The sequence below is a fragment of the Bacillus sp. MRMR6 genome (assembly GCF_001940785.1).
In the GTDB taxonomy this organism is placed as follows: domain Bacteria; phylum Bacillota; class Bacilli; order Bacillales; family Cytobacillaceae; genus Neobacillus.
Map to the genome: position 1 here is coordinate 1 of NZ_MSLS01000041.1, position 12,780 is coordinate 12,780.

Consider the following 12,780-nt stretch of genomic DNA (forward strand, 5'->3'; position numbering starts at 1 on the left):
CTCTGTCAATTCCTAGAACATCAATATCAACAATATCAAATCCACATTCCTCAAATATCTGTCTAGGTAATTTTCCCTTTTCATTTTCTGAAATAAAAATATTCTTAAATTCATCGGTGTAAGTAACCCCCTTTGGACTAACTGACTTAACATAAGGGTTATTTGAAAGTAACTTAATCTCTTTCTCTGCTAATACTTTTTTACTCATTTCTGCTGTTCCCCAATCCCCATTTTTCTTAATTATACAAAAAAGTACCCGGTAGGTAGACTTTTTTATAAGTGTCTACACTATCGGGTACATTTTACTGCCACCTGCAGACTTTTTGTCATGAGCAATGTTGCTAACAAAAGAACTAGCTAGCTAGCTAAATTGGTGTTGTCATCCCTGCATCCTGTAATAACTCCGTTGGAATAAATTCCATCGCTATACGTTCATAACTCTTTTTAGTAGCATTTATCCAACCATATATGTCCTTCTCCTGCTCAGGCAAATGTACAATCGCTAATTTTTTTGGCTTGATCTTATCCATTATTATTTTTCTGCCCCAATATCGATTTATATATGGGAAATTAGCAATCAATAAATCTATGCCCTGCTGTTTAAATTTAAGTGAGATATAGTTTTCCTTTACAGGTGCTGCATCACCTAAATGCAATATAGTCTTCCCATGTCGAATAAGATAAGCCAGGTTCCGAATATCCTCATATTCCTTCCCATCATGTATGAGGGAAATAGCCTCAATAGCGATTCCATTTACACATATACTCTCACTATGGTGTAATTTGGTATTTAACTCGATTAATCTGGAATACATATCATTCTGAACATAATTCTTGATTCTTGGTATTACCATAGAGTTAGAAATCACAACTGTTTGATGATTACGTTGTATAAACCGACCTACACTCTCCTCATCAAAATGATCTTCATGCTCATGTGTAATGAGTAATAGATCAATCCCATCAAAAGGTGGAACCCCTTGAATCATATCTTCCCTTATAGCAGTAGATGTACACATAAATAAGGGGCCAACCTTTTTGCTGAAAGCATCGATTAATATTTTTTTGTCATGAAGTTTCAATAACACGCCTGCATTGGCTATATATGTAACTTCGTTTGCACACTCTACCTTATCTTTTCCCACTGAACTCTCCTTTCAAGGTAATTCTTTCCTGCTATCCGCAACTTATCTCGGCTATCCGCAACTAATCCCGAGCCATCCGCAACTAATTTATTATATTTTCCGCCCTGCCGTCCAAAAATTTGCAAAGCAGGGCGGAGTGCATTCGCTATTTCGAGGTTAACCTTGAAACTGATCCTCATGCTTACCAATAGCGTCAGCAAGTTCAGGCCAAACCTTAAAAATATCAGGATACGTTTTTAAATCTTGACCACCATCAACTAGTAGCCTTACTCCAGTAACGTATTTATTATTTGGATCTGCTAAGTACAGTGCTGCATTTGCAATATCTTGAGGAGTCCCTGGATGACCTACCGGCGTATGTGCCATATATTCGTCTTTGACTGCCTCGTTGCCCAAGAAGTCTCTTGTCATTGGGGTATCAATTAATCCTGGAGAAATTACATTGACTCGGATGTTAAAAGGAGCAAGCTCTAAAGCCGCACATTTCGTTAGTATATCTACACCAGCTTTGGCACTGCAGTATCCGGCATAACCCATATAGGGTATTGTTGAGTTAGCAGATGAAATATTAACTATTGCACCGCCACCTGACTTCTTCATCTCTCTACCAACGTATTTTACGTTGAAGAGAGTACTATATAAGCAGGTTCGAAGATTAAATTCAAAATCTTTGAAATCAAAATCAGTTATATACGCTGCTCTTGAAGCACCCGCACAATTACAAGAAACATCAATTCGACCAAACCTGTCAATAGCTGCTTTAACAAAGGATTCCATTTGTGACTCATCAGTAATATCTAATTTAAAGAACATGGCTTCAGTTCCCTCAGCAATTAAACTTTCAATTTCCTTTTTGCCGAGTTCTTCATTAATATCTCCACCAATAATTTTTGCCCCTTCGTTTGCAAAAGCTTTAAGCACCCCATTACCTATTCCAGAGGCAATACCAGTAACCATGACTACTTTTCCAGCAAATCTACCTATATTCATTCATTATCACTCCTTATCTTTAGAATTTTTGTTTACAAAGGAAATTTATTTCGATGCTAGGCCCCGAGATATGCTTTTTTTATGTTGTCATCTTTAAGCATCTCCTCACTTCTTCCTTGTGAAAAGATGCTACCGGTTTCAAGGACATAGGTCCTGTTAGAAATCTTAATGGCCATATTCGCATTCTGTTCAATCAATAAGATGGTCATGCCCTCTTTGTTAAGTGACGCTATAAAGCTCATGATCTCCTTAACTATGAGAGGAGCAATACCTAAGGAAGGTTCATCGAGCATGAGAAGACGTGGCTTTGCTAACAAACCACGGACTAAAGCCAACATTTGCTGTTCACCACCACTCATCGTGCCGCCCGGTTGCTTCGATCTCTCCCTAAGCCTAGGAAACCTTTCAAAGAGCTCATTGATTTCCTTCTTCACATTTGCCTTGTCTCTGCGGAGGGAGGCACCCATTTCAAGGTTTTCATAAACGGTTAGTTCAGGGAATATCCTCCTTCCTTCTGGAACATGAATGATTCCCTGTTTAACAATTTGGTTAGCCGGAAGTTTGGTTAGCTCCGTGGTACCAAACTGAATGCTTCCCTTTGTTGGCCTAACAATACCAGAAATTGCCTTTAAAACTGTACTTTTTCCCGCTCCATTCGAGCCTATTAAGGAGACAATCTCTCCTTCGTGAACCTCCAAGCATACACTTTCTAGGGCAGTTGAGCCTCCGTACCTAACCGACACATCCTGTAACTTAAGCACTTTCATCACTCCCTAGATACGCTTCAATCACTCTCTTATCAGATTTGATTTCTAAAGGTGATCCCTCTGAAATCTTTTTGCCGTAATTAATAACCGCTATCCTATCACAGATTTTCATAATTGATTTAACATCATGCTCAATGATCAATACGGATATCCCGGTCTTTTTAATTTTAATAATCAAATCCGATACTTGTTCTTTTTCCGTTGGATTCATACCCCTTAAAGGCTCATCAAGCATAAGAAGTTTTGGTTCCGTTGCCAAAGCGATCGCCAGCTGAACAAGTCCCTGATGGCCATGGTCCAAATTCGAAGCAAGCTCATCTGAATAGTTCTCTAAACCTACAAATCTTAAAATCTCAAAAGCCTTCTCTTTCTCCTTTTGCAAAATCCCAGGTGTTTTATATGCCCTCCATAACGTTCCTGCAAATGTAGGAGCTATTCGCCCAAACTTAGCCGTGAGTATATTGTCTAGAACGGAGGCTCCTGGAAATAATGTTGCGTCTTGAAAAGTCCTGCCAAGACCTTTTAACGTAATCTTGTGGGTTTTCTCTCCAACCACATCGTTACCATCAAATATGACTTGGCCTTGATCAGGGATAACATTTCCCATAATTAGATTAAATGTTGTGGACTTACCTGCTCCATTCGGTCCAATAATACCGAAAACTTGATTATGGTCGACTGAAAAAGAGACATCATCGACTGCTTGAAGGCCTGCAAAACGTTTACTCAAATTGTGTACTTTTAACAGCGACACTAGATTCACTCCTTTGTCTCCGTTTTGATGCCCAAACCTTGCGCTTCATACTGCCCATCACTCCACCTGGCAAAAACATGATAACCAATACTAAAATGAGCCCGTATAACGCCAGACGTAATTCTTGGAATTGAGCTAAATATTGGCCCAATAAGTTTAATCCAAATGCAGCTACTGCCGGCCCAATTAGAGTTCCCGCCCCACCCACGACTGTAATGACTAAGTACTCGAGGGACATGGAAAGGTTAAATGAATTTGGGCTAGCAAATTGAACTAAACCTACTAATATAGCCCCGGCAAAACCACCAATGATTCCAGAAATAGTAAAGGTAAAGCGTTTTATTCCGATCGTATCAACACCTACGCTATTAGCTAATTTCTCGTTTTCCTTAATGGAACCTAGTGCTTTTCCAATTGGGGATTTAACGATTCTGTTTACCAAGAGTCCAATGATGAACAAGGATGTAAAGGTAAAATAATAATATCCAGTCAGCGTGAACGGGGTGTTGATGCCTGAGAGTCCAAAAGCTCCCCCAGTTAGTGAAGTCCAATTATAGACAATAGCATAGAAAATCTGGCTAAAAGCCAAGGTTCCAATCGAAAAGTATATCCCACTTAGTCGAAAAGTAGGAATACTTACTAGATAGGCTATGAACCCTGTAAATATGACGGCAAGTAACAAGGCGAACCAAAAGTTCATTCCTACTTTCACTACCAGCAAGGCAAATGTGTAAGCTCCAATACCCATAAAGCCTGCATGACCAAAGGAGACATAACCGGTATAGCCGGTTAATAAATCAAACCCGATTACCGAAATGGCAATGATCGCGGAGCTGGTCAGAAATTGTAGATAAAATTCGTTTTCAATAAACACAGGCAACAAAAAAACGATCATAAAGCATGCAAGCAGCCAACTAAGCTTTGCCTTAAAGGTACGTTTAAGCATGTAATTTACCTCCAAACAAACCGGTTGGTTTCATCATTAATACCAGGAATAGAATTAAATATACAGCGATATTTGACACGATGGCTGAAGTATAAGTAACTGCTAAGGATTGTGTAATACCGATAATGAGCCCACCGATTATTGCTCCAATATTACTCCCTAGACCACCTAAAATGACGACTATAAGCGCGGTTAATAAAGGGGCGAATCCCATTATTGGATTGACCTGTTGTAAACTACCCATCATCGTTCCGGCTAGAGCGGCAAGGGCACAACTTAAGAAAAAGGCGACCTTGCCGATAAACTTAATATTTATGCCCATCAGTTGAGCGGTTTCCCGATCTTGTGCAACAGATCGCATTTGTTTACCTAGTATCGTTCTAGAAAAAAAGTAATGAAGCATCACTACAAAAATACATGTAACAATAATGATCATTAGTCGGTGCGAGGAAATAGAGAGTCCTGCAAACTTGACCACGGACTGAGCTGGAAACGGGCTAACAATGGAATGAAAATTGGCGGTTAAAAAGTATAAAGCAATATTCTCAATGAAAAAAAACAATCCAACTGTTGCAACAACTTGGTCACTCTCAGAGTGATGTTGCAGTCGTCGGAACACTAAAAACTCGGCTATCAATCCAAATATACCGGTAATGATCATAGAAGCAATAACGGCAACAAAGAAGGGAAAGCCCAAGATGCTCATCGTAAAGAATGAAACGTACGCACCAAGCATGTAAAATTCACCATGGGCCAAATTTAACAGTCTATATACGCTGTAAATAACTGTTAATCCTAACCCCACTAATGTATAAGCAGCTCCAATGCTAATGCCGTTAATAACGGACTGTATAAATTCTGTCAACAAACTCCCCCCTCGAAGAAATCGGCAGCCAACTAATCAAGATATGCCATTTGCATCTTGTGTTAACCGGCTATCCAAATTTAATCAGCGCTAATTATAGCTCTACTTACTTCCATTACTTCTGAATTGCTTTGCCATAATACAATTCTTCTCCGTATGTGATGCCTGTATCTACGACTTTATCATTTTGAATTTGTACGATAAACTCGGGATGTTGAAGCTGCTTTACATCGTTAACGGTCCATGTGAAATTCAAACCATCATAGGAACTGCTCTTGATGCCCTGCAACATCTTATCTGTATCAGAAATAGTCCCAGATTTTTCTATCCCTTTTAGAACAAACATTGTCGCATCGTAGGATGCAGCAATATAGCCTGCCATAGGGGTTGGCCCGAACTTATCCTCAGCTTTCTTATAGAAATCTTGTGCTGCACTGGTTGGAGTGCCAGGAATGGCAGAGAAGCTTATCGCACCATTAAGATCAATTCCTTCTTTCTTGGCGTCATCGATAAATCCTTGAGTTGCCAAGACGTCATTACCCATCAAGAGAATTTCGCCCTTTGTCCAATCCAATCCCCCCACTTGAAGCATATCCTTTAGGGGAGGAATCATAATATCGTTAGAATAGGTGTTCAGTATGACCATGTCAGGTTTCAAAGCCTTGAGTTTGTTAATATATGGTAGGAAATCGGTGGTTCCAGCTGGGAACATGACTGTTCCTGCATAATCGTAGCCAAATTTTTCAGCGGCCTCCTTGGTTCCTACATCGGCTGCCACTCCATAGGGCTCATCCATTGCAAACACTGCGATTCTTTTAACATTTTTGATCCGATCAGCATCCAAACCTGCTTTCTCCAGCACTTCTGGTTCTTCGGCCAATAGATGTATTAGTGCGTGCTTTTCGATTTCACCAGTATCAGCTAGATTAATGCCGTACTCTGATCCAGTTGACAAAAGAGTAGTTGAGGCGATAGAACTGTAAACTAATACCTTTGCCGGGTCAGTAACCATTAATTCTCCCTCAAGAATTCCAGAATACAGGTGACCGGCAATTAGGTTTACTTTATCCGCATTAACCAAACGCTGGGTATAATCAACTAGTTTTGCCGGGTCCGCACCCGGGTCATAGCTGACAAGTTCAACCTTTACTTTTTTTCCGTTAATATTTAGTCCGCCAGCAGCATTAATTTCCTCAATGGCCATTTCTGTCCCTTGTTTGTCAGCAGTACTAAGAAGAGCAAGGCCGCCGGTTAATCCAAATAGACCACCGATCTTGAATGTAGAGGAGGCATTATCACCTTCTGAGTTTGTGGAGCTAGTTGTGTCAGATGATTTGACACACCCCACCAACACCAGGCTAATACTTAGCATTATAGTGATGATCAATAGAAAAGACCTTTTGCTTTCTTTCATCATTATTACTTCCCCCTTTTTAGTCAATCACTAAGAATTTAACCTTTCTTTCACCCTCTTAGAATGCAAGTTCAGATTATTGACACTAATTATTTATAGGTAGAATATTCTCTGTTTTCTGGACTCTTCTAGCACCCTTTGGATATTCACAACTTTGGGACCGTTCCAGGTTAACTTTATATATGCCGACTCTCCCTTAAACACCTCAACATTCCTCTCCCCGTCTACCGCAATGACAGAAGGTACTTGTGAAATTGAAACTGTCTCATCGATGTTCATGGTCTCATAATCTTTGATCCCTATTGGAACAAACAAACCGGGTACGATAGGAGCCTGAAAGGTTTTCTGCTCATGGTCAATCGTAATAGTCAATCCTTTAGCTTCAGATTTTGAGATATCCTCCAACTGCCCACCGATCGAGCTTATGCCAAGATATTGTGCATTACAGGTGGTTAAGAAAATTTGTGACATAGTACCTGTTTTCCATAGTGCTTTTGAAGCCATATGCATTTCATTTACAACCACTGCATCGATTAAAGCAATATCATAGAATCTACCATTTTTATAAATATCAAGTCTTTTTGAAGGCGTAACTAAGTCTTCGATATGGTCCAAAGCTCCAGTTGCATAGGCTCCTGCAGCCATGCCCACTACCGTGCCCTCCAGCCTTTCAGGAAACACGTTATTCGTCCCGGTTGATACGGGGATCATGGGAATGTCACCTATTTCTTTCGCCACCGCACGACAGGTTCCGTCACCACCTAAAGTGATTACACATTTTACCCCAAGCTCGTTAAGCTTTTTGGCTGCTACAACGGAATCTTCTTCCGTACCGGTCATCGGCATTTCAAGGCTAGAAATTTCCATGTTGGAAATTAACTCTTTATGTTCATGATACATACCTTCCACAGCAGTCCCAACAATATTAAAATAATCAGGCATATAATACACTTTACGAATCCCTGCAGTCACTAAACCCATAAGTACTCTACGGATCAGGTTTACTTTTTCTGAGTTGTCTGAAGAGGATCCATAAGCAATTAATCTACGAATATCTTTTCCAGAGGATGGATTAGCGATAAAACCTATAGCATTCATTCAATTACTCCCTTTTCCTAATCTACGTCTACATTTACGGTAAGAGAGGCATTCACCATAACAATCTTATCTCCAGGTCCAAAAGATTCCTCAGAAACTCCTTTTACCTCTAAACCACCGTTTTTCACTTCAATATTGACTTTGCCAAAAGGGATCTCCCTTTTAATTTCTTCAGTATCAATCCTCTCGGGATATGGAGAAGCAATCAGTACATCAATCTTGATACTTTTATTTGTATCCGTGATACTAAGAATTTCTACCAAACCACATAGGCATCCATGTGACACAGCATCATTAACAGCCTTTTTAGCAGCCTTGTTCACATCTATTCCGTGCAAATCTACACCTGTCCCTAGCTCAACAATATAACGTTTGTACATCAACTTAACCCTCCTAGGGAGAAACCCGAAGATTAACTTTTACCATTTACCTGTAACATAAGGTACACTTGGGATCATCTCGTATATTGACTTACAGATTGATGTATTTTGATGGGTGGGTTATTCCATCTCTTAGAGCTTCTAAAAATTTGCAATGAGGAACACCATTTACTACTGCGTGATCGATGGTTGAAGAAAAATAGGCCATTGGTCTAACAACAATGTTGTCAGCTTCATCTACCACAGGCACCTTCCTAGTAGTTCCTATGGCAAGTAAAGCTGATTGGGGAGGATTTAAAATCGGTGTAAAACCATCCACATCAAGCATCCCTAAACTAGAGATGGTATATGTTCCATCCGCTATTTCCTCCATGGTCAATGTCCCATCATTGACTTTTTGAATCTTTTCCTTAACCTCTGCAGATATCTCCAACATCGTTTTTTTGTTGGCATCTTTGATAACCGGTACAATTAAGGAATAATCTGGTGCGGATACACCAAAACCGATATTGATTGATTCATATAATTCTATTTTTTTTTCCATTCTGGCTGAATTCATGAGGGGATGTTCTTCTAAAAGATGTGCTACAATTTTTATAAACATTTCAGTAAAGCTTATCTTTAAGCCCTTTTCCATAAATTTCTCTTTCAGTGCATTAAGTTCTGTCATATCTATTTGGATAAATGCTGAGGCCTGTGGTGATCGTCGTAAGCTTTCTTCCATGATTAAGGCTGTTTTTTTCCGGATACCCGTCAAAGGTAGGGTATTTTTGATTACCTTACTCCCATTCATTCCTTTGTTTGTAATACTGTTCTCCATAATTAGTCCTCCACGTAAATACTGTAAAACTTAAGACTTTCAAGAAAATTACTAGGTTACAATTACAATAAGCCGCCCTACTCAAACAATTCGTATAATTTTTACGTATCTGAGWCTTAGTAGGTCGGCTATATATATGTTATTGATTCATGATATTTTTAATTGCAGATACAATGGTTTCTTTACTCGGGACTACATACATTTCTTCATCAGGACCCCAAGGTATACTCGTCTCTAATTGCCCCACTCTGCGAACTGGTGCTTTTAAGTAGCTAAAGCATTCTTCCTGAATGGCGGCGGCATATTCTCCACCGACCCCTCCTAAGACAGGATGCTCATTGACAATAATCACTCTGCCCGTTTTCTTGGCAGAATTGCAGAAAGCTTCCTTATCAAAAGGACGAATCGTTCTTGGGTCAATCAGTTCAACACTGATCCCTTCTTTTTCAATCTCCTTAATTGCTTCCTCAGCAAAATTTCTCATTAACTGACTAGCAATTACTGTAACATCTGTTCCTTCTTTGACCACGTCAGCTTTTCCAAGAGGAGTGATGTAGTCAGCAGCAGGAACTTGCCCTTTCTGGCCGTATTGTGCTTTGTGCTCTAAAAATACCACGGGATCATTGCTCCGGAGTGCTGCCTTCATTAATCCTTTGGCATCGGCAGGAGTGGATGGAGATACAACAATCAGTCCAGGTACATTCATTAACCATGCTTCCACGTTATTGGAGTGATGGATTCCACCACTGACACCTACACCTTGAGGTGCCCGGAAAACAATTGGAACGGATGCCTTACCATCTGCTACATAACACATCTTGGCAGCTTGCATGACAATCGAATGAAAGGCTAAGGAAACGAAATCGGCAAACATAAGTTCTATGATAGGACGCTTACCAGTCATAGCCGATCCCACTCCCATTGCACAAACTACTGCCTCTGAAATAGGTGTATCAATGACTCTTTCTGGCCCGAATTTATCGTACATTCCAATACTTACACCAAAACAACCCCCATATTTACCAACATCTTGACCCATAAGGTAAATATTTTCATCCTGGGACATTTCTTCACACATTGCTTGGTTAATTGCTTGAGAAATTGTTATTTTCTTACTCATGGAAATCACCTCCAGCAAATACTTTACTAAGATCTGATACATCAGCTCTTGATTTTATAGGGGCCTCAAGAGAATCATCAAAGATTGAGTAAACTTCCTTCCTTAGCTCTTCATCGATCAAGTTTAACTGGTCTTCCGATGCGAGATTATGGGCAAGCATGAAGTTCCTATTCCACTTAATTGGATCTCTATTGGCTTTAGCTACCGCTACTTCAGTTTGATCACGATATACGGTTGGATCACCGATAAAATGACCTGTCCATCTTGTAGTTCTAAACTCAACGAGAGAAGGCTCTCCTTTTCGTGCTCTTGCCATCGCTTCTCTCATTACTTCTTTTACCAAGAAGACATCTACCCCATCATAGGTGGATGATAACAAACCAAAGCCCTCTCCTCTTTGGGACAGATCTCTCAAGCCTGTAGCTTCCTCTGGTTTCATGGACATACCGTAACCATTATTTTGGATGTACCAAACTACAGGAAGTTTCCATGCAGCAATGATATTTAATGCCTCTGCGACAACTCCTTCATTCATGGTGCCATCACCTGCACCAATGACCACGCAGCCATTCGTTTTATTCATTTTATAATTCAATGCTACTCCAGCGGCCAATGCTTGCGCCTGTCCCAATAGTCCGTCATAAGGACCAACTTTCTTTTCAGGAACGAAGAAATGACTATCCCCTGACATCCCTCCGTTTATGCCACCCTTCCTTCCAAGAATCTCCTTTACATATTCACGTTTGCCTAACTTCCAAGCCATCATCGGTCGGCATCTGTGTTGAGGCACGATCCAGTCATCAGTACCTAATTCCGAGAATATACCTACCATCAAAGCTTCCTCACCTAAACCTGGGTGATGGAAACCGGGTAAAATCCCTTTCATTACATATTCAACGGTAATTTCTCCAAACAATCTTGAAAATGAAAGCATTTTGTAAATTTCCAAGTACTCTTCTTTTGTATATGACATTACAATCCCTCCTCTATTTTTTTCATCTAAGTCCCAGTTACTGTTAGCCTTAGACCCATTCTAGTAAAATCAACTAACACTTAGTTACCAGAATTTGCAACGTCGATAATCACTTTTGGATTTTCTAATCTACCGTTAACTAAATCATCAAACACTTTAGGAACATCGACCATTTTTACTTCCTTTGTTGCGTATTTTTTCACATCAACCGCACCACTTGAGATAAAGTTCATAGCCGTTTTAAATTCGGCAGCAGTATAGGCATACGTTGGTTTAATATCAAATTCTCCAAAAATTGATAGGTATAAAGGAATAGAAATGTTTTGTGCAGCTGCACCGACGACAATGATCGTGCCTTTTGGCTTGGTTACTCTTAGAGCAGATACCATTCCCGCTTCAGCGCCTGAGCATTCAAATACCTTATCAAAACCAACACCGCCATTGGAATCAATCGCTTTTTGAATAGAATCTTCTTCTTTTGCATCAAAAATCTTATCTACATCACCAAAATTTAGAGCATTGTTCGCCTTACTCATATTCGTTTCAAGAAGAGCTACATAGGAAGCACCAGCAAGGCGAGCAAATGTTGCACAAGCCAAGCCAATGATGCCGGCACCGATGATTAACACTTTATCTCCAACCCCAACCTTACCCCTATTGACTGCATGCAGACCCACTGCGGCTGGTTCTACCAAAGCTGCCTCTGTAAAGCTCAAAGATTCCGGAATTTTCATCACCATATCCGGTCTTACTGCCGCATATTCTGCGTAAGCTCCTCTATAACCTACGCTTAATCCAAAGCCTGCGGAAAAGTTCTTAGCACAGGCATTTTGATTTCCCATTTTACACAACGAACATGTTCCACATGAATTCTCTGGGGATGCGGTTACCCGGTCACCAACGCTGAGCTCCGTATTCGCTCCAGGATCAACCACAGTGCCAGAAAATTCGTGTCCCATGACTAAGCCCTTTAAGGAATCCCCGCTATCGTAGAGGAAATGAAAGTCCCCACCGCAAATCCCGCATTTTTCAACTTTGATAATGACATCATGCCCATTGGCTTTTGGAGTCTCAATTTCACGTAGCACAATATTTCTTTTGCCTTCTAAAACTAGTGCCTCCAATTTATTTACACTCCCTTACTTTAAGCTTTTTGATTCTATCAAAATGGATATGATCGTAATGACTGATGGTTTTTATAGAACCCACTAAAGTAAACGCTTACAATATTCTGGAAAAACTACCATAATTAATCGGGCTTAATTACGGCAATAACCACACCAATATCAGCTTCCTCCCCTTCTTCTAGCATAATTGTTTCCACCGTTCCTTCCACGTAACTTTCTAAAACATTCGTAATCTTATCGGAAGAAATTTCACATAGTTGATCACCTTTGGAAACCTTATCACCTTCCTTGACAAACCATATGTCTACTTCACCACTTCTCATGGTTGCTCCGAATTTCGGCATTTTCACCTCGTACACTCTGACCACCTCTTTACAGGAC

At 40.2% G+C, this 12,780-nt stretch carries 15 protein-coding genes; all 15 read right to left on the reverse strand.

What is annotated here, in order from left to right; genetic code table 11:
* Positions 1 to 208 (reverse strand): HTH domain-containing protein (locus BTR25_RS23980; protein ID WP_083652542.1); only part of this gene is annotated, 208 nt, incomplete at its 3' end.
* 157 nt (positions 209 to 365) lie between these two features.
* Complete coding sequence (locus tag BTR25_RS23985) at positions 366 to 1,145, reverse strand: MBL fold metallo-hydrolase (protein ID WP_075690512.1); 780 nt, start codon at positions 1,143 to 1,145, stop codon at positions 366 to 368.
* Positions 1,146 to 1,301: 156 nt separating this feature from the next.
* Entirely contained in the window at positions 1,302 to 2,135 is an 834-nt protein-coding gene (locus BTR25_RS23990; protein ID WP_075690513.1) for an SDR family NAD(P)-dependent oxidoreductase, read from the reverse strand.
* Between the two features lie 56 nt (positions 2,136 to 2,191).
* Complete coding sequence (locus BTR25_RS23995) at positions 2,192 to 2,896, reverse strand: ABC transporter ATP-binding protein (RefSeq protein WP_083652543.1); 705 nt, start codon at positions 2,894 to 2,896, stop codon at positions 2,192 to 2,194.
* Positions 2,889 to 3,656 (reverse strand): ABC transporter ATP-binding protein, encoded by a 768-nt coding sequence (locus BTR25_RS24000; RefSeq protein ID WP_075690515.1) that lies wholly within the window; start codon positions 3,654 to 3,656, stop codon positions 2,889 to 2,891. Before BTR25_RS24000 ends, BTR25_RS23995 begins: the two co-directional genes overlap by 8 nt.
* The gene (locus tag BTR25_RS24005) at positions 3,625 to 4,602 is read right to left on the reverse strand and encodes a branched-chain amino acid ABC transporter permease (protein WP_075690516.1); all 978 of its coding nucleotides are present in this window, start codon (positions 4,600 to 4,602) and stop codon (positions 3,625 to 3,627) included. Before BTR25_RS24005 ends, BTR25_RS24000 begins: the two co-directional genes overlap by 32 nt.
* A complete protein-coding gene (locus BTR25_RS24010) occupies positions 4,595 to 5,467 on the reverse strand; it encodes a branched-chain amino acid ABC transporter permease (RefSeq protein ID WP_075690517.1) in 873 nt (290 codons plus the stop codon). Before BTR25_RS24010 ends, BTR25_RS24005 begins: the two co-directional genes overlap by 8 nt.
* Positions 5,468 to 5,582: 115 nt before the next feature.
* Positions 5,583 to 6,884 carry an ABC transporter substrate-binding protein gene (locus BTR25_RS24015; protein WP_075690518.1) on the reverse strand — a complete coding sequence of 434 codons (1,302 nt, stop codon included), beginning with the start codon at positions 6,882 to 6,884 and terminating at the stop codon, positions 5,583 to 5,585.
* A 90-nt stretch (positions 6,885 to 6,974) separates the two neighbouring features.
* Complete coding sequence (locus BTR25_RS24020) at positions 6,975 to 7,979, reverse strand: NAD(+)/NADH kinase (RefSeq protein WP_075690519.1); 1,005 nt, start codon at positions 7,977 to 7,979, stop codon at positions 6,975 to 6,977.
* A 17-nt stretch (positions 7,980 to 7,996) separates the two neighbouring features.
* Positions 7,997 to 8,359, reverse strand: a complete 363-nt coding sequence (locus BTR25_RS24025; protein WP_075690520.1) for a Lin0512 family protein — start codon at positions 8,357 to 8,359, stop codon at positions 7,997 to 7,999.
* Between the two features lie 91 nt (positions 8,360 to 8,450).
* The gene (locus tag BTR25_RS24030) at positions 8,451 to 9,179 is read right to left on the reverse strand and encodes a 2-oxo acid dehydrogenase subunit E2 (protein WP_075690521.1); all 729 of its coding nucleotides are present in this window, start codon (positions 9,177 to 9,179) and stop codon (positions 8,451 to 8,453) included.
* A gap of 139 nt (positions 9,180 to 9,318) precedes the next feature.
* Complete coding sequence (locus tag BTR25_RS24035) at positions 9,319 to 10,299, reverse strand: alpha-ketoacid dehydrogenase subunit beta (protein ID WP_139311327.1); 981 nt, start codon at positions 10,297 to 10,299, stop codon at positions 9,319 to 9,321.
* Entirely contained in the window at positions 10,292 to 11,272 is a 981-nt protein-coding gene (locus BTR25_RS24040) for a thiamine pyrophosphate-dependent dehydrogenase E1 component subunit alpha (protein ID WP_075690522.1), read from the reverse strand. The genes BTR25_RS24035 and BTR25_RS24040 overlap by 8 nt, the downstream gene beginning before the upstream one ends.
* An 80-nt stretch (positions 11,273 to 11,352) precedes the next feature.
* A complete protein-coding gene (locus BTR25_RS24045; protein WP_075690523.1) occupies positions 11,353 to 12,396 on the reverse strand; it encodes a zinc-dependent alcohol dehydrogenase in 1,044 nt (347 codons plus the stop codon).
* Between the two features lie 125 nt (positions 12,397 to 12,521).
* Complete coding sequence (locus BTR25_RS24050; RefSeq protein WP_075690524.1) at positions 12,522 to 12,758, reverse strand: biotin/lipoyl-containing protein; 237 nt, start codon at positions 12,756 to 12,758, stop codon at positions 12,522 to 12,524.
* Positions 12,759 to 12,780 lie beyond the last annotated feature (22 nt).